Here is a 26,965-nt window from a genome sequence, read left to right on the forward strand (position 1 = left end):
GTTGGGCGGCCCGTCCTGCGTTCTACGGGGTATGAGTGAACTGACGATGTACTCGACCACCTGGTGCGGCTACTGCCGTCGGCTGAAGCTGCAGCTGGACGAGGCGGGTATCGCGTACCGCGAGGTCAACATCGAGCGCGACCCGGAGGCGGCCAGCTTCGTCGAGAAGGTCAACGGCGGTAACCAGACCGTGCCCACCCTGCTGTACCCGGACGGCAGCACCGCGACCAACCCCAGCTTCGCCGAGGTCAAGGCCGCGCTCACGGCCGCTTAGTCTCGCCCGCACAGACCCCGTCTCGCTCGCACAGACCGTGCAGCCTCTGTGCGGCCGGCACCTAGTCTGTGCGAGCCCAAGCACGTGTCAGTCGGCGGCGGCCCAGGCATCCAGCATGGAGCGGGCGATGGATACCGGCGGTGGCAGCAGCACGGGGTTGCCGTCCTCGTTCGCCCAGTCGCCCTCGTGCAGTGCGCGGCGCAGTTCGGCGCGGGTCAGCCAGAACGCCTCGGCGATCTCACCGTCGGCCAGGACCAGCTGCTGCGCCGGGTCGGCCAGCGCCGCGAAGCCGATCATCAGCGAGCGCGGGAACGGCCAGGCCTGGCTACCCAGGTACCGGATGTCGGAGACGGTCACCCCGACCTCCTCGGCGATCTCCCTGGCGACGCAGGCCTCCAGTGACTCACCGGCCTCCACGAACCCGGCCAGCACCGAGTACCGCCCGGGCGGCCACACCGGCTGCCGGGCCAGCAGCACCTGGGCCGAGTCACCGGTGCCGCCGTCGTGCACCAGGCAGATGATCGCCGGGTCGGTGCGCGGGTACTCCTCGTGCCGGCACTTGACGCACACCCGCATCCAGCCGGCGTGCGTCGGCTCGGTCGCCGACCCGCAGCGCGCGCAGAACTGGGCGTTGTCGTGCCAGCCCAGCACCGCCACCGCGCTGACCATCAGGCCGGCGCTGGTGGCGTCCAGGTCGGCGCCGCGGGCGCGCAGGTCCTGCCACTCGGACGGGTCGTCCCCGTCGATCAGCGACGGAGCGCCGCGCACCGCCCAGTAGGCCACCCCGTCCTGCTCGCCGAGCAGCGAGGCGTTCGCCGGCGGCTCGGCGCCGAGCTCGGGACCCGGCTTCGTGACCACGGAGTACACGTCGTTCGCGTCGAGCCGGATCGGCGCCCGACCCTTGTCGTCGACTACCAGCACCCTGGCCTTGGGCCAGCCGGCGACCAGCCGCTCGGGGTCCAGGCGCAGCGGCTCCTCGCGGTCCACAGTGGCCCTGGACAACCGCGGTGGGGTGGTCAGCTCGAACCTCACGGCAGCTCGATCCCGCCGAGGGCGCGGAGTCCGGCGCCCACGGTCGCCGCGTCGCCGACGATGACGCCGGTGAACGCGGTCGGCGTGAAGAACTCCTCGGCGGCGGCCGCCACCTGCTCGGGCGTCACCGCCTCCAACCGGGCCGGGTGCGCCCGCAGCCAGCTGGCGTCCAGCCCGACGGCGGCCATCGCCCCCAGCGTGGAGGCGAGCCCGCCCTGGCTGTCCAGCGAGATCAACAGCGACCCGATCGCGTACCGGCGGGCCGACTCGATCTCCGCCTCGGTCGGTGGCACGGCGGACAGTCTGGCCAGCTCGTACCGGGTCTCCAGGACTGCGGCGGCGGTGACGTCGGTGGTCACGTCGGTGTCCACCGTCAGCGTCGCCGCGGTCGGTGAGAACTCCAGGTAGGACGACGCGGAGTAGGTGTATCCCTTGTCCTCGCGCAGGTTCTCCACCAGCCGCGAGGAGAAGTAACCCCCGAGCACCAGGTTGGCCAGCTGCAGCGCCGGGTAGCGCGGGTCGGTGCGCGGCACGGCGGGCGCGGAGAACCGCAGCTGCGACTGCACCGAGCCGGGCCGGTCCACCAGCAGCAGGTCGCGCGCGGTCAGCACCGGCAGCGGAGGCATCTCGGCGGCGGTACCGGGCGTCGCCCAGCCGGCCAGCGCCTCGGCGACCGTGTTGATCGCCGCTACCGGGTCGATGTCGCCGACCAGCACGAGCGTGGAGCCGGTGGGTAGCACCGCGGCCCGGTGCAACTCCCGTGCCTCGGCCGGCGCCACGGCGGCGACGTCGGAGGCCTGCGGCATCTCCCGGGATATCGGGTGGTCGCCGTAGCGGCGCTGCTGCAGGGCCTCGCGGGCGATGGTGCGGGGCTGCGAGCGGGCCACCGTGATCCGCTCCACCAGCCGCTCGCGCTCGCGGGTGAAGTCGCCGTCCGGGTAGGCCGCCGAGGTGACCAGGTCGGCCAGCACGTCCAGCAGCGTGGGCAGCCCGCTGGCCAGTGCACTCCCGGAGATCAGCAGCCGCTCCGGGTCGACTCCGGCGCTCAGCTCACCGCCGATGGTGGCCAGCTCGTCGTCGATCTCCACCCGGCCGCGTCGCTCGGTGCCGCAGAGCAGCGCGGACGCCACCAGCTCGGCGCGGGCCGGGTGCTTGGGGTCGGCGTCGGCGAACGGGACGCGCAGCCGCAGCTCGACGGTCGGCACGGTCCGCCGGGCCACCGCGATCACCCGCAGCCCGGAGTCCAGCGTGCGGTCGGCCAGGTCCAGATCGGCGACCGAGCGCTGGGTGCCCAGCGGCGGCAGCGGCCGCGGCCCGGCGTCGGTACGCCCGATCCGCTCCGCCGAGCGGTGCCCGTTCGGTTGGGTCGCGGCGCTCGCCGCGGTACCCGCTGTCACCGTCACTGCTGGTCCCCCGCGTCCACTCCGTCAGCACCCTCATCAGCACCGGTCGGCTCGATCACCAGCACCGCCCGGCCCTGTCCGCGCAGCTTGCCGGCCGCCTCGGCGACCTGGGCCGGCGTGATCGCGGCCAACCGGGCGGGCAGCTCGGCGGCCAGCTCGGCGCGCCCGTACAGCAGCTCGCGGGCACCCAGCGCCAGCATCCTGCTCATCACCCGGTCCTGTTCGTGGAACAGCGACGCCGACCAGCGCGCCGAGATGCGGGACAGCTCACCGGCGTCCGGGCCGCCGGTGGCGAGCCGGTCCAGCTCCTCGTCGACCGCGCGCACCACCCGGTCCGCGTCCACCGTCGGCGGGTGCACGGCGGTCACCGTGAAGGTGTCCGGGTCGCGCGCGTCCAGCGGCGAGCCGAAAAGCCCGGAGCCGGCCGAGATGTCGGTCACGATGCCTTCGCCGTAGACCAGCCGCTCCTGCAGCCGAGCCGCCTCGCCGTCGGTGAGCACCGAGCCGAGCAGCGTGTGCGCGAGGTAGCCGTCCAGGTCGGTCGTCGGGTCGGGCAGCCGGTAACCGAGCGCGAGGGCCGGCAGCGGGGCGTGCGCGTCCGGCACCGCCTGGCGTCGCTCCGTGCTGGGCGCGGGCTCCGCGAACGACGGCCGGGTCGGCACCGCGCGCTCGGGGATGTCGCCGAAGTGCTTCTCTATCAGCTTGATCGCCTCAGTCGCGGAGACATCTCCGGCGACCGTCAGCACCGCGTTGCCCGGCGCGTAGTAGCTGTCGAAGAACCCGGCCGCATCGTCCAGGGTGGCCTGCTCCAGCTCGGAGAAGTCGCCGTATCCGTTGTGCGCGTTGGGGAACGTGTCGTAGAGCACCGGCGGCAGCAGGATCCACGGGAAGCCGCCGTACGGCCGGCTCAGCACGTTGAGCCGGATCTCCTCCTTGACCACGTCGACCTGGTTGCGCAGGTTCTCCTCGGTCAGCAGGGGCGCGCGCAGCCGGTCGGCCTCGAGGAACAGCGCCCGCTCCAGCGCGGCCGCCGGCAGCACCTCGAAGTAGTCGGTGTAGTCCTGGTGGGTGGAGCCGTTGAACACGCCGCCGGAGCCCTGCACGTGCCGGAAGTGCGCGAGCTTCTCCAAGCTCTCGCTGCCCTGGAACATCAGGTGCTCGAACAGGTGCGCGAAGCCGGTGCGGCCCTCCGGCTCGGAGCGGAAGCCGACGTCGACGTGCACCGCGACCGCCACCACCGGGGTGCTCGGGTCTGGCGCAAGCAACACCCTCAGCCCGTTGGGCAAGGTGAATCGGTGCAACTCGGCGGTTCTGGCCTGGGCCGGCCCGGTCGGGGAGGACGCGATGGACACTCCAGTGACACTAGCTCCCTTCGGCGACGGCCGCGGCAGTGCCGCCGGTCAGCGTGACCAGCTCGGCGTAGGTCGTCGGGAACACCGCGTGCGGGATGCCGCCGGCGGCCCACACCTCGTCGTAGCTGGCCAGCGCGGTATCGACCACGGTGCGCAGCGGGGTGGGGTGGCCGAGCGGGGCGACCCCGCCGATGACCTGGCCGGTGGCCGCCCGGACGAACTTCGGGTCGGCGCGGCGAACGGCCTGGATGCCGAGCTGGGCGGCGAGCTTTCCGGTGTCCACCCGGTGGGCGCCGGAGGCCAGTACGAGCAGCGGTTGCCCGTCCGCCTCGAAGATCAGTGAGTTCGCGATCTGGCCGACCTGTACGCCGAGCGCTTCGGCGGCTGCACGCGCGGTGCTGACCGCGTCCGGAAGTACCCGCATCCGCGCGCCACTCGCCTCGGCGCCGCCGGCCCGCAGCGCGGCGACCACCGCCCGGATATTCGGATGATCTGGTGGAGGGGGTTTCACCTGTCCATCCGAACACACCGGGCGGCCCCGGCGCACCGGGGTTTGGTCGCCGCGCCCGCCGTCCGGGGGGTGCGGGCCGGACGATCGGTGCCGGCCTGATCGGGGTCAGCCGGCGGCTCGTGCGGTGGCCGGGCCCGGCTATCAGCCGGTCCCGGCCCGCCGGTCCCGGCGCGTCAGCCGGTCTTCGGAAGCTCGCGCAGCTGGGTCGCCTTCAGGGTGCCGCCGTTGTTGGTCACGGTCCCCACCACGGCCACCTTGTCGCCGATCACCGGCTTGGGGTTCACCGCGGACACGTCGACCGGCTCGGTGAGGCCGTCGATCCTGGTCAGGGTGGCCTGGTCACCGTTGATCGCGGTGACCGTGCCGAACGCCCTGGCCGGGATCACCAGCACCCCGACGGCCTGGTGGTTCGCGTCCTCACGCACCGCCACCCGGTCGCCGGCCTTGAGGTCGGTGACCGAGGCGCGCTGCTCGCCGACCACCCGAGTCTGCGGTGTGAGGGTCACCGTGGCCTGCGCGCCACCGTCCGGGGTGAGCACCAGGTTGGTGCCGTTGATGGTGACCAGCGTGCCGACCACCGCGGGCTCGGCACCCATCCGGCCACCGGGGCCGAACCCGCCGCCCATGCCGCCACCCGGGCCCATGCCGCCACCCGGGCCCATGCCGCCATCGGGGCCCATGCCACCGGGGCCGAACCCGTGGCCCATGCCGCCGCGCTCACCCATCCCTCCGGGGCCGCCGCCCCCGGGACCACCGCGCCCGCCGGGGCCGTTCTCCCCGAACCCGGGCATACCCTGCATCCGGCTGTGCCCCATCTCGTGCCCACGGTCGAACCGGCCGTGCCGCCCGCCGTGATGCGAGCCGACCAGCAGGCCGATCCCGAACACCACGAGCAGGGCCAGCAGCCCGACGACCACCCCACCGGTGATCCACGGCCAGCTGCGCCGGGGGCGGTACCACCTGCGTCCGCCGGTCGCGGCCGGCGCGGCGGTGGTCGCCGCTGCCGGGGGCCCGGCCGGGTACTCCTCGGCAGCTGGCTGCCCGTGCGCGGCCGGTTGGTCGGACGGTGCCGGCTGCTCGTGGGCGGCCGGCTGCTGCACGGTGGGTTGTTCGGACGCCGGCCGGGCCGGCTCGGCGGAGCCGGCCTCGGGCCGCTCCGGCTGCTCCCCGTGGGGAGGTTGTGGCGTACTCATCGCTGTCTCCTTGACGCTTCGGGGCCGGGCCTTCGACTCAGCCCCTCGCCGTCGACGGTGCCTTCGGTTCCTATGTCCCAGCTGAGGATCGCCAATCCCTTCAGCCGATCTTCAGGTTGCTCCACCCGGCCGAACGTCACCGATCAGCGGCGGGCGGCGCAGAATGGCCGGGTGGAGCAGGCGCGGGTGCTGGTGGTCGAGGACGCCGAGGCGATCCGGGCCGCCGTGCTGACCGGGCTGACCGACGCCGGCTTCGGGGTGGCCGGCCGCACGGACGGCGGCGATCTGGAGCGTGACCTGGCCACTTTCCGCCCCGACCTGGTCGTGCTCGACATCATGCTGCCCGGCCGGGACGGGTTCGCGCTGCTGGAGGTGGTGCGCCGGCACAGCGCCGCCGGCGTGCTGCTGCTGACCGCCAGGGACGGCATCGACGACCGGTTGCGCGGGCTGCACGGCGGCGCGGACGACTACCTGGTCAAGCCGTTCGTCCTGGCCGAGCTGGTCGCGAGGGTGACGGCCGTGCTGCGCCGGATGGGGCGCACGCCGACGGTCGTGGAGGTCGGCGACCTGATGCTGGACAGCGCGGCCGGCACCGTCCTGCGCGGCGGCCGGCCGATCGAGCTGACCGCCACCGAGCGCCGGCTGCTGGAGCACCTCGCCGCGCACCGGGACCAGGTCCTCAGCAAGGCACAGCTGCTCACCTCGGTGTGGGGTTACGAGGACTTCGACCCGAACCTGGTCGAGGTGCACATTTCGGCACTGCGCCGCAAGCTGGGCGAGCCCAAGCTGCTGCACACCGTGCGCGGCCTCGGCTACGTGCTGCGGGCCGAGGCGTGAGCGGCATAGGCGGCACGGCATGAGCTGCCGGCGGACCGGCTCTGCTGTCGGGCGGCTGCGTACGGTGTCGCTGCGCCGGCGGGTGGTGCTGTTCAGCCTGGCCGTGCTCGGGGTGGTGCTGGTGCTGGTCAGTACGCTGGTGCTGCTGTTCACCGGCATCGAGTCGCGGTCCGACCTGGTCGTACAGCTCAACAGCCGGGCCGCCTTGGCCGACCAGTTGGCGCGGCAGCGGCTGCCGCCGGCGACCATCGTGGAGCGGGTCCGGGGACCCGCCGTGCGGGTCGAGCTGATCGGCCGTAACGGGACCAGCTATGACAGTGGCGGCTTCCGGCCGGACCCCTCCGGACCGGTCCGGGTCTACCCCGACTCACCTGATCCCGGCGGTCCGCCGGGTCCGCCGGGGCGCCGCGGCCAGGGTGGGCCGGTGCTGCACCGGACCCTGGCGGACGGCTCGCAGCTGACCCTGTACGGCGACGCCGGCGAGCTGACCGCGATCCAGCGCCGGCTGAGCCGGTTATTGGTGGTGCTCGGGCTCGCCGGCCTCGCGGTGGCCGGGCTGGCGCTGCTGGCCACCACCCGTCTCGCACTCGGCCCGCTGGACACGATGACCGCGCTGGCCCGCTCCATCGCGGCCGGTGACCGGGGCCGCCGGCTGGCCCCCACCCGCACCGACACCGAGCTGGGCCGGACCGCCTCGGCCTTCGACGCCATGCTGGACTCGCTGGAGGGTGCCGAGCGGCAGGCCAAGCAGTCCGAGGCCGTCGCGCGCAGCTCGGAGCGGAAGACCCGGCAGTTCGTCGCGGACGCCGCGCACGAACTGCGCACCCCGATCGCCGGTGTCCGCGCCGCCGCCGAGGCCGCGCTGAGCAGCCGGGCCACCGGCGAGGAGCGCGACCGGCTGCACCTGCTGCTGCTCCGCGAGGCCGGGCGCGCCGGGCGGTTGGTCGAGGACCTGCTGGCGATGGCCCAGATCGACGCCGGGTTGCGGCTGATCCGGGACGCGGTCGAGCTGCGCGGGCTCGCCGAGGCGGAGGTGGAACGGATCCGGCTGCTGGCGCCGACGGTCAGCGTCCGGGTGGTCGGCGAGCAGCTGACCGTGCCGGGCGACGCACAGCGGCTGGCCCAGGTTCTGGCGAACCTGTTGGACAACGCTCGGCGGTACACGCCGGACGGCGGTGAGATCACCGTGACGGTCGACCACGCGCCGGCCGATGCCGTGGCGGAGGCGGCCGAGCTGACGACGGCCGAGCTGACGGCGGGCGAGCTGACGGCGGGCGAGCCGACCGACACCGAGCCAACTGGTACCGAGCCGACCGACACCGGGCCGGCGGAGACCGGGCGGGCCGGCACCGAGCGGGCGGCGGCCAACCAGCCAGGGAAGCGTGGCGCGCCGGGTGGTGGCGGTGGCGAGTCGATGGCCAGGGTGCGGGTCGCGGACAGCGGGCCCGGGGTGCCTGCCGAGGACCGCGAGCGGATCTTCGACCGGTTGGTGCGGCTGGACGACGCCCGGAGCCACGACTCCGGCGTACCCGGTCGCAGCGGTGTCGGCCTCGGGCTGGCGATCGCGCGGGGCATCGCCCGGGCACACGGCGGCGAGCTGCGCTGCGACCGGGACTCGGTGTTCGAGCTGATCCTGCCGACCAGCGGCACGGCGACCAGCGGCACGGCGGTCGGTGACACGGCGGTCGGTGACACGGCTGCCGGACTGCCGTTACCTTCGACGAACCACAGTGCCGACCCTGGTCAGCTCCCGGTGAGCAGCGGGTAGTTGCTCCGGTAGCCCAGCTCGACGAGCTCGCTGCGCGGAGCACGAGCGGCCAGTGCCTGGCGGATCGGGGTAATGTCGGTCGGCCGGGAGAATCCCGGCAGCCAGTCGTCGTGGTGGCAGAGCACCAACCGCTCCGGCTGGTGCAGGAGTACGGCCTGCTCGGCGACGAAGTCGGCGGTGCTGCCCTGCGCCGGCTCACCGTCGCGGTGCCCCCGGCCCGCGCCGGCCAGGATCGCCACCGTCGGGCTCTCCCGTTCGAACAGCGCGGTCCAGCAGCCGGCGGTGTCCTGGAACAGCACCGAGCCGTCCGGCGTCTCGATCACGTAGACCAGCGCGCCGCCGTCGCCGCGGTCGCCCTGCGCGGACTCGACCAGGTGCGCACGCACCTCGTCGCCGCTCGCGAGCAGCTGTTGGCCCAGCTCGCGCAGCCGTCCCACCCGCTGCTGCCAGCTCAGGCCCAGGTCGCCGAGGCACACCTCGTCGGCCGAGGGCATCGGGTTGCTGGCCCAGGTGCACGAGTGGAGCCCGGGCAACACCCGGACCGAGACCGTCGGGTCGAGCTGGATCCGCTCCCCGCCGGATACCGGGACGAGCTGGTCCTTGGGTACCCCGCACTCGGCCATGATCCGGATCGACTCGTAGGAGCCGACCACCTTCGCCCCGGTCCGACGCGCGATCCGCTCCGCGCCGTAGAGGTGGTCGAAGTGGGAGTGCCCGACCAGGATCCAGTCGGCCTCGGTCACGTCGGCCACCCCGAACCCGCTCTGCGCGGCGGACGGGGCCCGGTCCAGGTAGGCGTCCAGCCAGACCGTCAGGCCGGCCGCGGTGCGCAACCGGAACGTCGCGCAGCCGAACCAGTCCAGCCACGCCACCTCGTCGCCGACCTCACCCATGCACCCAGTCCACCACGGGCCCGGGTGAGCCGCGCGGCGGCCAGCCGGCCGGCCGCGCTCAGCCGGCTCGCACCACGTACGTGCTCGCGGCGATGTCACCCAGCCGCTGGTGCCGGGCGGTGGCCGACATGATGACGAGGCCGACCAGGCCGAAGAAGCTCCCGTCGACGACCAGCAACAGCCACCGCACGGTCAGCGCGCCCAGGCTCGGCGGCCCGCCCTCAGCGGTGACGATGCGCAGCTTCAGCCAGCCCATCGCCGGGGTCTGGCCACCGTGCGTGGACGGCCACCAGGCGTGCACCAGCCAGCCGAGCACGGCCGGGACCAGGAAGAACAGCAGGGCCGCCGCGCCCTCCAGCTGGAAGCTCCCGCCGGCCGCCACCGCTAGGCCGAACACCAGCACGAGCAGCGGCACGATCACCAGCAGCGCGTCCAGGATGTACTGGCCCACCCGCGCGCCGACCACGGCGGTCGGATCCGCCGCGCCCTGTGGCGGGTAGCCGTAACCGGGCTGTGAATAGTCCTGCTGGGTCGGATAACCCTGCTGGGTCGGATAGCCCTGACCCGGGTATGGCTGCCCGCCGTACTCCTGCCCCGGGTACGGCTGCTGTTGACCCGGATACGGCTGCTGTTGACCCGGATACGGCTGTTGCGGCGGATAGCCCTGCCCCGGGTACGGCTGCCCCGCGTAGGGAGACTGGCCGGGGTACGGCTGCTGACCCCGATTCGGCCCCGGTTGGGACTGCTCGGGCGACTCCTGGGGGTTCGTCATGCAACCGAGGATCCCACCTGAGATCCGCTCAGCATGGCGAATTCACAGAACTGCGACCTATCGGATCGGTGCCGCGGCCCCGCGCAGTGCGAGCGCGTCGCGGCTCGGCGGTACGCCGAACATGCGCCGGTACTCGCGGCTGAACTGGGAGGGGCTGTCGTAGCCGACCGCGAAGCCGGCGCCGGCGACGTCCCCCGGCTCGGCGAGGAGCCGCCCCCTCGCCTCGTGCAGCCGGATCTGCTTCTGGAACTGGATCGGCGTCATCGAGGTCACCGCGCGGAAGTGGCGGTGGAACGACGAGACGCTCATCGTGGCCAGCGCCGCGAGCTCCTCGATGCGCAGCGTCTCGTCGTAGTGGCCGCGGATCCAGTGGATTGTGCGGGCCAGGAGCGCGAGCCGGCTGTCGGCGAGCCCGATCTGCCGCACGGTCGCCCCCTGCGGGCCGGTGACCAGCCGCCACAGGACCTCGCGCTCGACGCCGGCCGCCAGCGCCGAGGCGTCCTCGGGCGTCTCGAGGAGGGCGAGCAGCCGGCCGACCGCGTCGAGCAGCGCCGGCGACGCGTCGCTGACGGCGATCCCGGCGGGCGTGGCGTCAACGGCGCCCTGCCTGGCGGTTGCCGTCGGCGCCGTCTCGAGCAGCAGCGTGGCGATCCTCTCCGGCCGCAACGTGAGCACGACCCCGAGGAACGGCTCGTCGGCGCTGGCCCCCGTGACCTGCCCCAGTACCGGCAACTCGACCGACACGACGAGGAACTGCCCCGCGCCGTAGGTGAAGGTGCGGCCGTTCAGCGCGGTCGTCTTGACGCCCTGCGCAACAACCGCGAGCGTCGGCTCGACCATGACGCCCACCGGCCCGGTGGGTGTCGGCGAGCGGACGACCGAGACGCCGGGCAGCGCCGTGCGCGTCACGCCCTCGCCCGCCCGGCGGGTGATCGCCTCCTTCAGGCGGTCCAGCGCGTCCATGCGCCCAGTGAATCACGCCGACGCCCGCCCGATGTCACGGTTGGCAGGATCGTGCAAGAGCCGTGCAGCATCGATCTAGCCCGTGGCGAGCCCGCCCTGGTGTCCTGGAGCGATGACCTCCCTCGACTCGTACCGCACGCTCGGCCGCTCCGGCCTGCGCGTGAGCCCACTCTCGCTGGGCACCATGACGTTCGGCGAAGACGGCGGCTGGGGCGCGAGCCCCGAGGCATCCTCGGCGATCCTCGCCGAGTACCTCGACCGCGGCGGCAACGTCGTCGACACCGCCAACACCTACACCAACGGCCACTCCGAGAAGATCGTCGGCGACTTCTTCGCCACCCGCCCCGGCCTGCGCGAACGTGTCGTGCTCAGCACGAAGTTCTTCGCCAACCTCCACCCCGGCGACCCCAACGGCGGCGGCGCCGGCCGCAAGGCAACCATCAGTCAGCTCGAGGAGTCGCTGCGGCGATTGCGGACCGACTACGTCGACCTCTACTGGCTGCACGGCTGGGATCGCCGCGCCCCGGTCGAGGAGACCCTGCGAGCGCTCGACGACCTGGTCACCGCCGGCAAGATCCGCTACGTCGGCGTCTGCAACGTGCCGGCATGGGTTGCCGCGCAGAGCCAGACGATCGCCCACTTCCGCGGCTGGGCGCCGGTCACCGCGCTCCAGGTCGAGTACTCGCTCCTGCAGCGCACACCCGAGGGCGAGCTGCTCCCGATGGCCGAAGCGCTCGGCGTGGGCGTCCTGCCCTGGAGCCCCTTGCGCGGCGGCCTGCTGTCCGGCAAGTACGTCCGCGACGGTGGGGCGCCCGCCGACAGCCCACGGGCCGGCCGCATGTCCGGGCCGACCGAGCGGGACTGGGTCGTCATCGACGCGGTGGCGCGGGTCGCGGCCGAGATCGGTGTCGGTTCGGCGGAGATCGCGCTCGCCTGGGTGCGCAGCCGGCCCTCCGTCACCTCGACGCTCATCGGTGCCCGGACTCCGGCGCAGCTGCGCGCCAACCTGGCCTCGCTGGAGATCACCCTCACGCCCGAGCAGCTCACCGCGCTCGGCGAGCCGTCGACGCCCTCGCTCGACTTCCCCGCCGACATCACCGCCGGGCCCGGACCCATGCTCGGCTTCGGCGGGGCGAGCGTGGACGGCGTCGAGCTCCCGGTGTGGCCGATGCTGCTCGACAGCTCAGCCCGCTACTGAGTTCGCGGTCGCATTTCGGGCGCCGCCCGGGCGTGCCTGGTGGATCTCCAGCCGGCGGGGGTGATTGCAGCTAGCAGGTACCGGGCATACCGGTCAGCCGCGGGCCAGGAGGGGCGCTGCCTGCGTAGCAACCGCGTGGCCCCGACGCGAAGCTGGCGTGGGCGGGATTTGTCGACGGGCACACCGGCCGCTCCCTTGGAGCGATACGGACGGTCGGACCGGGTCAGACACAGAGAGCAGGGATCGTGGGACGCTGGCCGTCGCGGCTGACGCCCAGGTTGCTGACGGGGACCGGGCAGCAGCGCTAACGGCACCCACCTGAGGGGAGGGGCAGGTGCATACCGTCCCCCGCGAGTCCGCCGCGACCCGACTACGGCGGTCTGTGCTGCGCGTTGCCCTGCGCGCGGGGCTGTCCCTCCGGCGCCGGCTCGCCGGGGCACTGACCGGGCTGGTCGCTCTCCCTCTGCTGACCCTGGGCCTGACCCGGCTGGACGTCCTGAACCTGTCCAGCCAGACGCTGCTCTACCTGCTCGTGGTCGTGGTCGTGGCACTGGTCGGTGGCCTGCTTCCGGCACTGGCCACCGCGGTGGCGGCCGCGGTGCTGATGGATCACTACTTCGTCCCGCCGCTCGGCGACTTTGCCGTCGCCGACTCCCACAACGTGGTGACCCTGGTCGCGTTCGTCCTCGTCGCCGCGGCGGCCAGCTCGGTTGTCGGCCTTGGCGCGCGCCGCCGGGAGGCCCAGGCGACCGCGACGGCGAACGCCGAGAGCCGTGAGGAGCTCCGCGTGCTCGCCGAGGAACAGGCCGCCCTGCGCCGGGTCGCCACCCTGGTCGCCCGCGGGGTCACCGCGACCGAGGCGTTCGCGGTCGTCGCGCACGAGGTGGGCACTGTGCTCGGCGCCGACGCCACGACCATCGTCCGCCTCGATCCCGACGGCGAGGTGACCGTTCTCATCCGCGTCGGCGACCACCCCGACGCGATCCCGGTGGGCAGCCGCTGGACGCTCGATCCCCCGTTGCCTCTGGCGGTCGCGCTGCGCACGGCCAGTCCGGCACGCCTCGACGACTACAGCCAGGCCCCCGGCGCCTACGGCGCGCGCGTCCGTGAGCTGGGAATCCAGGCGGCGGTCGCGGCGCCGATCGTTGTCGAGGGGCGGTTGTGGGGGGCGATCGCTGTCGGGACCCGGCACGGGCATTTCGGGGCCGAGGCCGAGGAGCGGATGGTCGGCTTCACCGAGCTCATCGCAACCGCGATCGCCAACGCCGAGGGCCGCGCCCAGCTCGAGGAAAGTCGCGGCGAACTGGGCAGGCTCGCCGAGGAACAGGCCGCGTTGCGCCGGGTCGCCACACTCGTGGCACGCGGGCTCCCACCGGCCGATGTCGTCGCCGCGGTGACCGAGGAGGTCGGGCGGCTGCTGCGCGTCTCGCACGCGACGATGAGCCACTACGAGCCCGACGGCACGAGAGTGGTGACGGCCGCGTGGAGCAGCGGCGGCCGATCCCAGATTGTCGGTGACCGGGCGAGTCACGGGGGGCGGAACGTGGCCACACTGGTGTTCCAGACCGGCCTGCCCGCCCGGATCGACAACTACGACGACGCCTGTGGCCCGGCAGCCGACGCCGCGCGAGAGGCCGGCATGCGCGCGGCGGTCGGCGTGCCGATCAGCGTCGACGGGCGGCTGTGGGGCGTCATGTTCGTGGGATCCACGCGGCGGGAGCCACTACCGGCCGACACCGAGGCGCGGCTGGCCGGCTTCACCGAGCTCATCGCAACCGCGATCGCCAATGCACATTCCCGGATGGAGCTGCGCGGGTTCGCGGACGAGCAGGCGGCGCTGCGCCGGGTTGCGACGCTGGTGGCGCGCGCGGCGCCGCCGGAGGAGGTCCTCGCCGCGGTGACCGAGGAGGCCGCACGGCTGCTGAACGCCCACCACGCGTCGATGAGCCGCTTCGAGCCCGACGGCGCGACCAGGGTGGCCGCGGCGTGGGGCAGCACCCTCCCCATCGGCACCAGGGTCGACTTCGGGGGGCGGAACGTGAACACGCTGGTGTTCCAGACCGGCCGGCCCGCCCGGGTCGACGACTACGACGTCGCCTCGGGTGCAGCCGCCGAGGGGGCCCGGAAGTTGGGCATCCGCGCGTCGGTCGGCGTACCGGTCAGCGTCGACGGCCGGCTGTGGGGCGTCATGTTCGTGGCATCCACGCGGCGGGAGCCACTGCCGGCCGACACCGAGGCGCGGCTGGCCGGCTTCACCGCGCTCATCGGCACCGCTATCGCCAACGCCGAGGCCCAAGCCGCACTCACAGCCTCCCGGGCCAGGATCGTTGTTGCCGCGGACGACACCCGGCGCCGCATCGAACGCGACCTGCACGACGGCACCCAGCAGCGCCTGGTCACGCTCGGCTTGGAGATGCGCCTGGCCCAGTCCACCGTGCCCCCGGAGCTGCCCGAGCTGCACACCCAGATCGGCAAGATGGCCGACGGGCTCACCGGGGCGGTCGACGAGCTGCGCGAGATCGCCCGCGGCATCCACCCGTCGATCCTGTCCGAGGGCGGGCTCGGGCCCGCCCTGCGCACCCTGGCCCGCCGCGCCGCGATCCCGGTGACGGTCGACATCCGCACCGACACCCGCCCGGCGCACCGGATCGAGGTGGCTGCCTACTACGTCGCCTCCGAAGCAGTGACCAACACCACCAAACACGCCCATGCCTCCGCGGCACACGTCACCGTCGAACAACGCGACACCCTGCTGCACCTCTCGATCCGCGACGACGGCGTCGGCGGCGCCGACCCCACCCGAGGTACCGGACTGATCGGGCTCCGCGACCGGGTGCAGGCCCTGGGCGGCTCCATCGAGGTCAGCAGTCCCTCGGGAGCCGGAACGGCCATTCTCGTCGAGCTCCCGCTGCAACCCGACTGACCACTCCACACCCGGTCGCGCTGCCCGCGCACCGGTCGCCCAGTTGCAGCTAGCGGGTACCCGGGGTACCGGTCAGCTATGAACCAGCGCTGCCCACGTGGCCGCCGCGCGCGCTCGGCGCGAAGCTGGTAGGCGGGGCTTCGGGCCGCGCGGGGTCGGGCCGCGCGGGCGAGCTCCGGCGAGGACAGCGATGCAGGCGGTGGGACCATCAGGCACAGGCGGAGACAATCATGGGGCGCTGCCCGCTGCTGACGACTGGTCTGCTGACGGTGCCGCCCGGCAGCACCACCGGAACCCATCCGACGGGAAGGCCTGACTTGCCCACCGTCCCTCGCGGGCCCGTCGCGACCCGACTGCGGCTGACTACCCTGCGCGCGGCGATTTCCTGGCGGCGCCGCTTCGCCGGGGCCCTGACCGGGCTCGTCGTGCTCCCCCTGCTGACAGCGGGTCTGCGCCAGCTGGGTGACGCCCTGAGTCTGCCCAGCCAGATGCTGCTCTACCTGCTCGCCGTTGTGGTCGTGGCACTGGTCGGTGGGCTGCTCCCGGCGCTGACCGCCGCGGTCGCGGCCGCTGCGCTGCTGGCCTACTACTTCATCCCGCCGGACAACTTCGCCGTCGCCGACCTCAACGACGTGGTCGCCCTGGTGGCGTTCGTCCTCGTCGCCGGCGCGGTCAGCTCGCTCGTCGGCCAGGCCGCGCGCCGTGCCCAGGAGGCCGAAACCCTGGCGACCGTGATCGCCGCGAGCCGTGAGGAGCTCCGCTGGCTCGCCGACGAGCAGGCCGCGTTGCGCCGCGTCGCCACGCTGGTCGCCCGAGGGGTGCCGGCGGCCGAGGTGTTCGCGGCCGTCGCGCAGGAGGTCGGCAGCGTCCTCGGTGCCGATGCCACAACCATCCTCCGCCTCGAACCCGACGGCGCGTCGACGGTCCTCACCCGCGTCGGCGATCCCCCGGAGGAGTTCCCGGTGGGCAGCCGCTGGACGCTCGAGCCGCCGCTGCCGGTGGCCGTCACCCTGCGCACCGGCCAACCGGCGCGCCTCGACGACTTCAGCCAGACCACCGGCGACTACAGCGCCCGCCTCCTCCGGAACGGCATCCGGTCGGGCATCTCGGCGCCGATCGTCGTCGAGGGCCGCCTGTGGGGGGCGATCGCCGTCGGGGCGCGGCACGGGCGGCTGCCGGCCGACACCGAACAGCGCATGGCCGGCTTCACCGAGCTCGTCGCAACCGCGATGGCCAACGCCGACAGCCGCGCCCAGCTCACCGCCTCCCGGGCCCGGATCGTCGCGGCCGCCGACGCCACCCGGCGCCGCATCGGGCGCGACCTGCACGACGGCACCCAACAGCGCCTGGTCTCCCTCGGCCTCGAGCTCCGCGTGGCCCATGCCACCGTGCCCTCGGAGCTGCCCGAGCTGCGGGCCCAGATCAGCGAGATCGCCAACGAGCTCACCGGGGCCATCGAGGAGCTGCGCGAGATCGCCCGCGGCATCCACCCCGCGATCCTGTCCGAGGGCGGCCTCGGCGCGGCCCTGCGCACCCTGGCCCGCCGCACCGCGATCCCCGTCGAGGTGGACATCCGCACCGACACCCGGCCGGCGGACCGGATCGAGGTGGCCGCCTACTACGTCGCCTCCGAAGCCCTGACCAACACCACCAAACACGCCAACGCCGCCACCGCACACGTCACCGTCGAACAACGCGACACCCTGCTGCGCCTGTCGATCCGCGACGACGGCGTCGGCGGCGCCGACCCCACCCGAGGTTCGGGCCTGGTCGGGCTCCGCGACCGGGTGCAGGCCCTGGGTGGAACGATCGAGGTCAGCAGCCCCCCGGGAGCCGGCACCACGATCCTCGTCGAGCTCCCGCTGCAACCCGACTGACCACTCGACCCGCGTCAGTCGTGATCCACTAAATCCAGGGGACGCTAGCCGGGGAGAATTTCTCCGAGGGCGGGAACGGCCCCATTTTCCTCATCTGCGCGCCCTCATAAGTCGCCCATATGCCAACCATGTCCTCGTCCACGAGGACATGGTTGAACGTCTGCTTGTTATCAGGGAACACCGAGGCATCGGCCCGCAGGAAATCCTTGAGCTGATCGAGGTCGGTGACCTCGATCCCCGGCGTCGCCTCGCAGTGGCGCACGACGTCCGGCGAGATGATCTCGCTGTCACAGACGTTGAGGCAAGTGCGGCCTGGTACGAGCGCATTCTCGGGCTTCAGCGCGTTCCGCCCAAGTTTCCTCACTATGGAAACGAGGAGTCAGGATACGCGGTACTACTCATGGACGTAGAGGCCAAGATTGCAATCGGACTTCATCACCACGTCTCCAATGACGGGAAGCCTTGCAATGAGACTCGCACAGGTTTCGACCACATAGGGATCGCGGTCCCCAACGGGTCATAGGTCGAACATCCAGGGTCTCGCGCCGGAGACGCCGCCAGGCGTCATCTGGGCGCCGGACTTATTGTGCAAGCCGACTGGGCTAGCTCTCCCCGGCGGGGGTCACTTTCTTCACGTACAGCAACCGGTCCCCCGCCTCGAGTGCGTCGACGCTCGGCGCGTCCACCCGGTGCAGGTCGCCGCCGCGCACCACGCCCAGCACGATGTCGGACAGGTGCCGGGGCGAGCCGCCGAGCTCGGACTGCTCCACCGGCCGCTCGGCGATGGAGAACCCGACGTCCGGGGTGATCAGATCCTCGATCACGTTCACCACGTTCGGCGTGGAGGTGGCCATGCCGAGCAGCCGGCCAGCCGTCTCCGAGGAGACCACCACCGAGTCCGCCCCGGACTGGCGGACCAGGTGCACGTTCTCGGTCTCCCGCACCGACGCGACGATGGTGGCAGTCGGTGCCAGCTCCCGCGCGGTCAGCGTGACCAGCACCGCCGTGTCGTCGCGGGACGGCGCCACCACGATCGACGCGGCCCGGGGCACGCCGGCGGTACGCAGCACCTCGGCACGCGTGGCGTTGCCACTCACCGTCACCAGGCCGCGGCTGCTGGCCAGCTTGAGCCGCTCCGGGTCGAGGTCCACCACCACGATCGACGCCGGGTCCGCGCCGTCGCCGAGCATGGTGTCCGCCGCGGCACTGCCCTTCGTGCCGTAACCAACCACAACCACGTGGTTACGCACCCTTGACCTCCAGCGTTGGACCTTGAATGCATGCCGGGAGCGCTCGGTGAGCAACTCCATCGTGGTACCCACGAGGACGATCAGGAACAGCAGCCGCAGCGGTGTCACCACCACGATGTTGATCAGTCGCGCGGATTCGGACGCCGGCGTGATGTCGCCGTAGCCGGTGGTCGACAGCGACACCGTCGCGTAGTAGACCGAGTCGAGCAGGGACACCCCGTCGCCGTTGACGTCGCGGTAGCCGTCCCGGCCGAGGTAGACCACCAGCACGGTGACCCCGAGGGCGAGGACCGCCACCGTCAACCGGCGCACGATGGCCCCGGCGGGGCTGAGCGTCCGGTCCGGCATGCGGATGACGCCGAACCCGGCCATCTCACTCAGCGGGAGTCGCGGCGTGATCACCCGAACAGCCTAGAGCCTCTACCTGGGGCGCCCTCAAGCCACCACGATGCCGGCCTCGGCGGCGCCGGCGCGCAGCGTGTCCAGCCCGAACGCGCTCACCGGGTCGAGCGCGCCGGAGCCGGAGACCCCGTGCTCCAGGGCGTACCCGGCGCCCCAGGCCAGCAGCTCAGCGGTGATCGCGTAACCGTCCGGCGCGGTGAGCGTCACCGAGGCAAGCCGCTGCCCGGACGCGCCGAACGCCTCGCCGACGAAGTAGGAGGTGCTGGCCGCCAGCGTCGCGGCGTTCGGCTCCTCGGTGGCCTTGCGTACCGCCAGCCGACCCACCGCGGTCAGCCCCTTGGCCACCGGCTCGAACTTCGCGAACAGTGGCGCGACCCGCGAGCCCAGGTGTACCGCGCGGCTGATCGGGCCGAACCAGCCGAGGTAGACGTCCACCTCGCGCAGCCGGGGCGCCACCCCGGTCGCGGCCAGGCGGGGCAGCGCGAACTGCTCGGTCGCCCCGATGCTCACCCCGGGGCGGTCCCGACCGGCCACCTGGAAGGTGCGGTAGCGGGCGCCGGCCGGTTCGTCGTGCAGCGCGCCGTCCCGCCACCGGTACATCGGCTCCAGCAGCACGCCGACCAGGGAGTTCAGCGTGCCCTTGGAGAAACCCTGGCCACGCTGGGCGGCGCCGTTGGCGGTGATGAAGTAGCCGACGTGCACGCCGGCGGTGCCCACCCCCGCCTCGGTCAGCGCCAGCGCACCGGCCAGCGTGCCAGGCACGTAGTCGTTGCCGAACGCGGTGAGCAGCGCCGCCCCGGTGCGCGCGGCCGCCGGGCCGTACTGCTCGAACACCCGGCGGATGAACGGCGGCTCGCCGGTGGAGTCGAAGTAGATCGCGCCGGCGTCGACGGCCGCCGACACGGCGGCCGCACCGAACTTCTCGAACGGCCCGACCGTGCTGACCAGCACGTCGCCGGTGTCGATCAGCGCCCGCACCGAGGCCGGGTCGGTGACGTCCGCGCGCGCGGTGGGCAGCCCGCCGAACCGCTCCGCCAGGGTGGCCAGCCGCGCCGGGTCGCGCCCGGCCAGCACGGGGCGCAGACCGCGCCGGGTCATCGCCTCGGCGGTCCGCGCACCGGTGTAGCCGGTGGCGCCGAGCAGTACGATCTTCGCCGTCATGGCGGTGAGGGTATCCCGGCCGCGGTGACCGCGCCGGTACCCGCCGAGGCGCCGGCGCCGGGCCTCGCCGAGGGGCCGACACCGGCGAGCGGCACGCCGCGCAGCAGCTCACGCAGGCCGGTCGCGTCGAGCAGGTCGGCCGGGCGCAGCGTGACGTCGGCCCGCACGTAGTGGAACGCGGCCCGGACCCGGTCCACCGGGCAGTCGGCCAGCGCGGCCCAGGCCAGCCGGTATGCCGCCAGCTGCACGGACAGCGCCGGCAGCCTGGCCTGGTCGGGCACCGCGCCGGTCTTCCAGTCGACCACGGTCCAGCCGCCGTCCGGGTCGGCGAACACCGCGTCCATCCGGCCGCGCACCCCGATACCGTCCACCTCGTCGTCGAAAAGCACGGTCTCGAACGGCACCTCGACCTCCGCCGGGCGCCGGTCGGCCCAGTCAGAGGCCAGGTACGCGGTGCGCAGCGCGGTCAGCTCGGAGTCGGCGGCCGCGCCGTCGTCCGCCGCGCCGGGCAGCTCGTCCAGGTCCAGCAGCCGGGTCGCCCCGAAGCGCTGCTCCAGCCAGGCGTGGAACGCGGTGCCCCGGCGGGCGTGCGGGTTGGGCGGGAACGGCATCGGCCGGCGCAACCGGGCGGCCAGCGCCTCCGGGTCGGCGGCCAGCTCGACCAGCTGGCTGACCGACATGGCGGCGGGCAGTGCCACCTCCGGGCGCGCCGACTGCGCCCTGGCCCGCTCGGCCAGCAGCACCGTGACGTCGGCCGCCCAGCCCTCCGGGTCGGCCTCGTCCCCGCCGGGCTCGGTCAGCGGGGATTCGGGTGTCTCGCCGGTGTCGAACAGCGCCGGCGGCGGTTCCGGGGGCAGTGCGGCGAGCGCGGCGCGCACCAGCTCCGCGCCGGCGTGCACCCCGTCGTGCCGGACCCCCAGCGGGTCGATCGGCCAGCGCTCGGTGTGCGGCCGCGCGGTCACCGGGTTCGGTTCGCCCTCGGCCGGTTCCGCCGCCCACCGCTCGACGACCAGCTCGGGGTGCCCGGCGGCGATCTCGGCCAGCTCGGTGAGGAATTCGGACGGGCCGCGCGGGGTATCGCCGCTGGCGGCCCACCAGTGCCCGGAGAGCATCAGCTCGCGCTCGGACCGGGTGATCGCCACGTACAGCAGCCGCCGCTCCTCGGAGAGCCTGCGCTCCTCCAGTGCCTCCTTGTGCGCCTTGAGAGCGTCGGTGACCTCCTTGCGGTCGCCGGCCGAGGGCAGGGCGGGGTCCGGCAGGTCGGGGGCGTCACCGCGCAGCAGGACCGGCAGCTCGCTGGGGTTGGTCAGCCAGGAGCCGCTCCTCGGTGCGCCCGGGAACACCTTCTTCACCAGGTGCGGGACGGCGACCAGCTCCCACTCCAGGCCCTTGGCGGCGTGCACGGTGAGGATCTGCACCCGGTCCGCCGCGACCTCCACCTCGCCGGGGCTCAGCCCGTCCTCGGCCTGCTCGGCGGTGGCCAGGTAGTCCAGCAGCGCGGGCAGCGTCGGGACCTCGGCGCCGGCTGAGAAGTCGGCCACCACGTCGGCGAACGCATCCAGGTGCGCCCGGCCGACCGGGCCGGGGCGGGCGGCGGTCTCGGCGTCCAGCAGCAGCGCCCGCTCGGTGTCCGCGACCAGGTCGGGCAGCCCCGCCCAGCCGGATGTGCTCGCCCCACCGGCCCGCCCACGCAGGTAGGTCAGCTCGCCGGCGAGCCGGCGGATCCGGCGCCAACCCGCCTCGGAGTAGCGCTCCGGCGACCCCGGCTCGTCCAGCGCGTCGACCAGGCCGGCCTGCTCCGCGTGCTCGCCGGGCAGTGCGCCGGTGACCAGCCCCAGCGCGTTGGCGGTGTCGCTCCTGTCGTTCGGCACGGCGTCCAGCGGGCGGGCCAGCTCCTTCGCCCTGGACCACAGCGCCGCCAGGTCGGCCGCGCCGAGCCGCCAGCGCGCGCCGGTGAGCAGCCGCACGGCGGCGGTGCCGGCCAGTGGGTCGGCGACCAGGCGCAGCGCGCTGACCAGGTCGCGCACCTCCGGCTCGGCCAGCAGCCCACCCAGGCCGACCACCTCGACCGGTACGTCCCTGGCCCGCAGCGCGGCGGCCATCGCTGGCATGTCGGCCCGGCGGCGCACCAGGACCGCGGCGGTGGGCGCCGGCTGTTCGGCATCGGCCGCGGCGTGCCAGCGGGCGGCCAGCGCGTCGGCCACCCAGGACACCTCCGCGGTGACGTCGGGCAGCAGTGCGAGCCGCACCGAACCGGGTGGCGCGCCGTCCCTGGGGCGCAGTTCGTCGACCTCGACGTGCTCGGCGGCGGTCGCCTTGCTCCGCGTAGGGATACGCAACGGCTCGGACACCGCGTTGGCCAGCGTGAGGACCTCCGGCGGGTTGCGGAAGCTGGTCAGCAGGCCGTAGCGGCGCGCCGGGCCGAGCTGCCCGGTCGGCGCGGTGCGCGGGAAGTCGGTGCTGAACCGGGGCAGGTTGGCCGCGCTCGCGCCCCGCCAGCCGTAGATCGACTGGCAGGGGTCGCCGACCGCGGTGACCGCCATCGGCTCCTCGCCCGGCTCGACCCGGAACAGCGAGCGCAGCAGCACCCGCTGCGCGTGCCCGGTGTCCTGGTACTCGTCCAGCAGCACCGCGCGGTAGCGGGACCGCTCGCCGGCGCCGACCTCCGGGTGCCCGGCGGCGATCCGGGCGGCGATCGCCATCTGGTCGGCGAAGTCCACGGTCCGCTCGGCCCGCTTGCGCGCGGCGAACGCCTCCACCAGCGGCAGCAGCGCCACCCGCAGCCGCTGGGCGTCGGCCATCTTCTGGAACTCCTGCGACAGAGCGGCCCGCTGCCTGGCCGCCCTGGGCGCGTTCTCCACCAGCTGGACGAACTGCTCGGCGTGCGCGCGCAGCTGGTCCGGCTCGACCAGGTGCTCGCCGAGCTCACCGGACAGCGCGAGCAGGTAGTTGGTCACCGTGGCCGGCACCCTGTCGATGTCCAGGTCGGCCGCCCAGGTGGACACCACCCGGTGCGCGAGCTGCCACGCCGCCGTCTCCGACAGCAGCCGCGCGCCCGGTTCGGCGGGCAGCCGCAGCGCGTGCTCGGCGACCAGCCGCCCGGCGTAGGCGTGGTAGGTGGCTACTGTCACATCACCCGCCTCGCCGACCAGTGCGGCCTTGCGCGCGCCGGTCGGGTCGAGGTCGTCCAGCAGCCGGGAGCCGGCCAGGCGGCGCAGCCGGGAGCGGACCCGGTCGGCCAGCTGCTGGGCGGCCTTGCGGGTGAACGTCAGGCCCAGCACCTGCTCGGGCAGCACCGCACCGGTGGCCACCAGCCACACCACCCTGGCGGCCATCGTCTCGGTCTTGCCGGCGCCGGCACCGGCCACCACCAGCGCGGGCTCGGCCGGCGCGGCGATCACGGCGGCCTGCTCCTCGGTGGGCGGCGGCACCCCGAGGGCGTGCGCCAGCCGGGCCGGGGTGAGCCACTCGGTCCTGGTGTCGGCGAGGGTCACGGCGTCACCTCCGGAGCTCGCGGCAGGTCGTTCTCGAACAGCGCAGCGTCGCTCATCCGCCGGGCACCCCCCGGCCGTCGGCGGCCACCGGGCAGCTGGTGCGCACCCCGCACCGCTCGCAGTCGGCGTTCTCCCGCGCGGTGAACTCGGCCGCGCCGGTCTCGCCGGCCGCCGCGTGCAGCTCCCGGCGCCAGGTGCGCACGTCCTGCTCGGTCAGCGCGGGCTGGGTGCGCTCCTTGGCCCGGCCGTCGGCGCCCCGGTCGGCCAGGAACAGCAGCCGGGCCCCGCCCGGTTCGGCGCCGCCGGCCTCCCCGGGTGCGGTCGGGCCACCTTCCCCGGGTGCGGTCGGGCCGCCCAGGACGTCCCGGAACGCGCCCAGCGCGGCGGCCAGCTGGTAGACCGCGAGCTGCGGGTGCGCCTGCGCGTCCTCCCGGCTGACCGCCGTCTTGCCGGTCTTGACGTCGACGATCACCGGGCGGCCCTCGGCGTCGCGCTCCAGCCGGTCCACCCGCCCGCGCAACAGCACATCCGGGCCGTCCGGCTCACCCTCCCGGCCACTACCGGCGCCCGGCAGGGCCAACTCGAGGCCACGTTCCACGTCGACCTCGGTCAACCCGCCGCGGCGGCTCTCCGCCAGCCAGGTCCGGAACGCGGTGAGCATGCCCCGCACCCGGTCCAGCTCGCGCCGGCCGAACCAGGGCGCGCCGGCATCCACCGCCGACCAGGCCCGGCGCAGCGCGAGGTCCACCTCGGGCTCGGTGGCGCCGGCGGCGGTGGCCTGCACCAGCGCGTGCACCAGCGTGCCGGTCACCGACGGCAGCACCGCGCCGTCGTCACCCCCGTGCTTCTCCAGCACCCACTTCAGCGGGCATTTCATGATCTTCTCAACGTCCGAGGGCGACACCGGCACCGGCTTGGCCGGGTCGCGCAGGGGTGCGACGGTGGACATCGGAGCGAGCCCGTACCAGTCGTTCGGGTCGGCCCCGCGCACTCCGGCGGCGGCGAGGCGGGCCAACTGCAGGGCGGCCCGCTCCCGGTGCTCCGGCGAGCTCTCCTCGGCGGGCGCGCACACCGCCCGGCGCAGCTCGCCGACCAGCTCGGCCAACACCAACGCCCGGGGTGGGCGGGTCACCGGGCGGGCCGCGTCCGGCTGGGCATCCGTCGGCTCCGGGTCCAGCTCGTCGAGGAAGCGGGACGGCTGCTCGTCCTCACCGCGCACGCCGGAGACCAGCAGCCGCTCGCTGGCCCGGGTGCAGGCCAGGTAGAACAACCGCCGCTCCTCGGCCAGCAGCGGCGCGATCCGGGACAGCGTCGCCGCGCTGTCCAGCCCCTCGAGGGCGTCGACCAGCCGCTCGACGCCCAGCAGCGTGCCGCGCAGCCGCAGGTCCGGCCAGCTGCCCTCCTGGACCGCCGGCACCGCGACCACCCGCCACTCCCGGCCGCGTGCCGCGTGCGCGGTCAGCACCGTGACCGCCTCACCCTTCGGTGCCCGGGGCGCCAGGCTGTCACCGGGGATGCGCTGGTCGGCGACGTACTGGGCGAAGCCCTCGACGCTGCCACCGCCGGGCAGCCGGTCGGTGTAGCGGGCGGCGGCGTCGAAGAGCGCGACCACCGCGTCCAGGTCCCGGTCCGCCTGTGCGCCGGCCGGACCGGGGTGCCCGCTCGCGGCGGCCCACCTCGCGGCCAACCCACTGGCCTGCCAGAGCCGCCACAGCACCTCCTCGGCGCTGGCGCCCTCCCGGTCCGCAGCGCGCACCAGGCCGAGCAGCTCCGCCACCCGGCGCAGCGGCGCGGTGTCCCGGGTCGGCAGCGTGGGCAGCGGGTCGACCTCGCCGTCCGCCCCGGCACGCAGCGCGGCGACCAGCAGCTCATCGCTGCCGCCGTCCCGAGCACCGTCAGCCTCAGCCACCTCGGCTTCACCTGCCTGAGCGCCGCCCGGCTCAGCACGGCCCGCCTCAACAGCGCCCGCCCGAGCACCGCCCTCGACAGTGCCTCGAGCCGCCGCAAGAGCGGGATCGGGCGTGGCGCCGGCGGCGTGCAGCCGCAGCAACCCCCGCCGCAGCCGCCGCAGCCGCAGCGGATCCGCCGCCCCGAGCGGCGAGCTGAGCAGCGCGACCGCCGCATCCGCGTCGATCTGCTCCGGGCGGGCCGCGGACCGCAGCAACAGCAGCAGCGGCAGCACCGCGGGCTGCCGGGACAGCGGCAGGTCGTCGCCGGGTACCACCATCGGCACCCCGGCGGCCAACAGTGCGCGCCGCAGCACCGGCAGCGACCGGGTGGTGGACCGGACCAGCACCGCCATCTCCGACCACGGCACGCCGTCGGTGAGATGCGCCCGACGCAGCCGGTCGGCGACCCAGCCGGCCTCCTGGGCGGCCGAGGCGAACACCTGGACCGCCAAGGCCCCGGCACCCTGATCAGCGTCACCGGGGGCTCGATCAGCCTCGCCGGGGGCCTGGCCGTCGTCCGGCGGCACGGCTCCGGCACCCGTCTCGACAGCGGGCGGACCGGTGCGCCGCCGCGCCGGGCCCGCCCCGGGCAGTCGGTTCGCCAGCCGCGTGGTGGCCTCGCGCAACCGGGGCGCGGCGCGGTGGTCGACGGTGAGCACCGCGGTGCGGGCACCACCCGGATCGGCGTCGCGCAGCGCGCTCGGGTCGGCGCCGCGGAACCCGAGCACGGCCTGATCCGGGTCTCCGGCCAGCACGAACGTCTCGGCGGTCTCCCCGAGCAGCCGCACCAGCTGCATCTGCTGCGGGTCCAGGTCCTGCGCGTCGTCGGCCAGCAGGTGCCGGATCCGCAGCCGCTCGGCGGCCAGCAGCTCCGGGTCGGCGGCCAGCACGTCCAGCGCGGCCGCGACCAGCTCGGCGGCGTCCAGCGCGGCCGAGGTGGCCTGCGGCGCCTCGCTGCCCGCCGCGCCACGCAGCAGGGTCACCTGCTCGTAGCCGAGGAAGAACCGCCCGGCCGCGACCCACTCCGGCATGTCGTGGCGGGCGCCCATCTCGGCGAGCTCGTACGGGCCGAGTCCACGCTCGGCCGCCCGCAGCAACAGCTCCCGCAGCTCGGTGGCGAAGCCGGGCACCCCCAGCGCCGGGCGCAGCCGCTCCGGCCAGCCGGATCCCGGCACGTCCCCGGCCAGCTCGCCGGCCAGCAGCTCGCGGACCACCGCGTCCTGCTCGGGACCGGCCAGCAGCCGGGGCGGTGGGTCGCCGACCCGGCTGGCGTGCAGCCGTAGCAATCCGAACGCGTAGGAGTGGACGGTGCGCACCAGTGGCTCGCGGACCGTGCCGAACCCGGACTCGACGCCGCCATGGCCGGACGGCTCGGTCAGCCGCGCGGTGATGCGTTCGCGCAGGTCACCGGCGGCGCGGCGACTGCCGACTAGCACCAGCAACCGCTCCGGGTCGGCGCCGACCCTGATCCGGCGCTGCACGGACTCCACCAGCACGGTGGTCTTGCCGGTGCCCGGGCCACCGAGCACCCGCAGCAGCCCCTCACGGTGCTCGAGCACCCGGCGCGCGGCCTCGTCCCAGCGCGGTTCGGGGCTCACCGGTCGGGGACGGCGAACCAACAGCGGACGCGTCACGTCGGGCATGGAACCACGCCACCCCGACCACTCCGCGCGCCGCCCGGTCATCGGCGCCCGGCGGCGGCCCCGGTGTCGG

Annotated in this window: 19 protein-coding genes; 6 read left to right on the forward strand and 13 right to left on the reverse strand. The window is 74.2% G+C overall.

Going from position 1 to position 26,965, the window contains the following annotated elements:
- The first annotated feature begins 31 nt into the window (after window positions 1–31).
- On the forward strand, window positions 32–274 hold the full coding sequence (locus ACTXG6_RS46075) for a mycoredoxin (RefSeq protein ID WP_445185606.1): 243 nt from the start codon (window positions 32–34) through the stop codon (window positions 272–274).
- A gap of 87 nt (window positions 275–361) precedes the next feature.
- Here the strand turns inward: ACTXG6_RS46075 and nudC are convergent, their stop codons facing one another.
- The 5 genes from nudC to ACTXG6_RS46100 form a co-directional block, all read right to left on the reverse strand.
- A complete protein-coding gene (nudC, locus tag ACTXG6_RS46080) occupies window positions 362–1,306 on the reverse strand; it encodes an NAD(+) diphosphatase (RefSeq protein ID WP_445185607.1) in 945 nt (314 codons plus the stop codon).
- Entirely contained in the window at window positions 1,303–2,703 is a 1,401-nt protein-coding gene (locus ACTXG6_RS46085; RefSeq protein ID WP_445185608.1) for a M16 family metallopeptidase, read from the reverse strand. Before ACTXG6_RS46085 ends, nudC begins: the two co-directional genes overlap by 4 nt.
- 2 nt (window positions 2,704–2,705) lie before the next feature.
- Window positions 2,706–3,977 (reverse strand): M16 family metallopeptidase, encoded by a 1,272-nt coding sequence (locus ACTXG6_RS46090; RefSeq protein WP_445185609.1) that lies wholly within the window; start codon window positions 3,975–3,977, stop codon window positions 2,706–2,708.
- Between the two features lie 94 nt (window positions 3,978–4,071).
- Window positions 4,072–4,572 carry a YbaK/EbsC family protein gene (locus ACTXG6_RS46095; RefSeq protein ID WP_445185610.1) on the reverse strand — a complete coding sequence of 167 codons (501 nt, stop codon included), beginning with the start codon at window positions 4,570–4,572 and terminating at the stop codon, window positions 4,072–4,074.
- Window positions 4,573–4,745: 173 nt separating this feature from the next.
- Window positions 4,746–5,765, reverse strand: coding sequence for a hypothetical protein (locus tag ACTXG6_RS46100; protein ID WP_445185611.1), 1,020 nt, complete (start codon window positions 5,763–5,765; stop codon window positions 4,746–4,748).
- Window positions 5,766–5,837: 72 nt separating this feature from the next.
- Here ACTXG6_RS46100 and ACTXG6_RS46105 point away from each other — a divergent pair, with 72 nt between their 5' ends.
- A complete protein-coding gene (locus ACTXG6_RS46105; protein WP_445185612.1) occupies window positions 5,838–6,602 on the forward strand; it encodes a response regulator transcription factor in 765 nt (254 codons plus the stop codon).
- A gap of 19 nt (window positions 6,603–6,621) precedes the next feature.
- Window positions 6,622–8,370 (forward strand): sensor histidine kinase, encoded by a 1,749-nt coding sequence (locus ACTXG6_RS46110; protein ID WP_445185613.1) that lies wholly within the window; start codon window positions 6,622–6,624, stop codon window positions 8,368–8,370.
- Here ACTXG6_RS46110 and ACTXG6_RS46115 read toward each other — a convergent pair.
- Genes ACTXG6_RS46115 through ACTXG6_RS46125 form a run of 3 tightly spaced genes read right to left on the reverse strand, consistent with a single transcriptional unit; the run spans window position 8,346 to window position 10,998 of the window.
- On the reverse strand, window positions 8,346–9,263 hold the full coding sequence (locus ACTXG6_RS46115; RefSeq protein ID WP_445185614.1) for an MBL fold metallo-hydrolase: 918 nt from the start codon (window positions 9,261–9,263) through the stop codon (window positions 8,346–8,348). The genes ACTXG6_RS46110 and ACTXG6_RS46115 overlap by 25 nt on opposite strands.
- Window positions 9,264–9,321: 58 nt before the next feature.
- Window positions 9,322–10,035: an RDD family protein gene (locus ACTXG6_RS46120; protein WP_445185615.1), complete on the reverse strand. Its 714-nt coding sequence runs from the start codon at window positions 10,033–10,035 to the stop codon at window positions 9,322–9,324.
- 57 nt (window positions 10,036–10,092) lie between these two features.
- The gene (locus ACTXG6_RS46125) at window positions 10,093–10,998 is read right to left on the reverse strand and encodes an AraC family transcriptional regulator (protein WP_445185616.1); all 906 of its coding nucleotides are present in this window, start codon (window positions 10,996–10,998) and stop codon (window positions 10,093–10,095) included.
- 112 nt (window positions 10,999–11,110) lie between these two features.
- Here ACTXG6_RS46125 and ACTXG6_RS46130 point away from each other — a divergent pair, with 112 nt between their 5' ends.
- The 3 genes from ACTXG6_RS46130 (at window position 11,111) to ACTXG6_RS46140 (ending at window position 16,996) form a co-directional block, all read left to right on the forward strand.
- A complete protein-coding gene (locus ACTXG6_RS46130) occupies window positions 11,111–12,196 on the forward strand; it encodes an aldo/keto reductase (protein ID WP_445185617.1) in 1,086 nt (361 codons plus the stop codon).
- Between the two features lie 334 nt (window positions 12,197–12,530).
- Entirely contained in the window at window positions 12,531–15,119 is a 2,589-nt protein-coding gene (locus ACTXG6_RS46135) for a GAF domain-containing protein (RefSeq protein ID WP_445185618.1), read from the forward strand.
- Window positions 15,120–15,436: 317 nt separating this feature from the next.
- Window positions 15,437–16,996, forward strand: coding sequence for a GAF domain-containing sensor histidine kinase (locus ACTXG6_RS46140; RefSeq protein WP_445185619.1), 1,560 nt, complete (start codon window positions 15,437–15,439; stop codon window positions 16,994–16,996).
- Window positions 16,997–17,024: 28 nt separating this feature from the next.
- Here ACTXG6_RS46140 and ACTXG6_RS46145 read toward each other — a convergent pair whose 3' ends face one another.
- From ACTXG6_RS46145 to ACTXG6_RS46165, 5 genes are all read right to left on the reverse strand, one after another.
- Window positions 17,025–17,360 (reverse strand): hypothetical protein, encoded by a 336-nt coding sequence (locus tag ACTXG6_RS46145; RefSeq protein ID WP_445185620.1) that lies wholly within the window; start codon window positions 17,358–17,360, stop codon window positions 17,025–17,027.
- A gap of 238 nt (window positions 17,361–17,598) precedes the next feature.
- Complete coding sequence (locus ACTXG6_RS46150) at window positions 17,599–18,618, reverse strand: potassium channel family protein (RefSeq protein WP_445190299.1); 1,020 nt, start codon at window positions 18,616–18,618, stop codon at window positions 17,599–17,601.
- Between the two features lie 63 nt (window positions 18,619–18,681).
- Window positions 18,682–19,809 carry a saccharopine dehydrogenase family protein gene (locus tag ACTXG6_RS46155; protein ID WP_445185621.1) on the reverse strand — a complete coding sequence of 376 codons (1,128 nt, stop codon included), beginning with the start codon at window positions 19,807–19,809 and terminating at the stop codon, window positions 18,682–18,684.
- Window positions 19,806–23,303, reverse strand: a complete 3,498-nt coding sequence (locus ACTXG6_RS46160) for an ATP-dependent helicase (protein WP_445185622.1) — start codon at window positions 23,301–23,303, stop codon at window positions 19,806–19,808. Before ACTXG6_RS46160 ends, ACTXG6_RS46155 begins: the two co-directional genes overlap by 4 nt.
- A gap of 52 nt (window positions 23,304–23,355) precedes the next feature.
- Window positions 23,356–26,895, reverse strand: a complete 3,540-nt coding sequence (locus ACTXG6_RS46165) for an ATP-dependent helicase (RefSeq protein ID WP_445185623.1) — start codon at window positions 26,893–26,895, stop codon at window positions 23,356–23,358.
- Window positions 26,896–26,965: the final 70 nt, after the last annotated feature.

Source organism: Pseudonocardia sp. Cha107L01 (genome assembly GCF_052566575.1).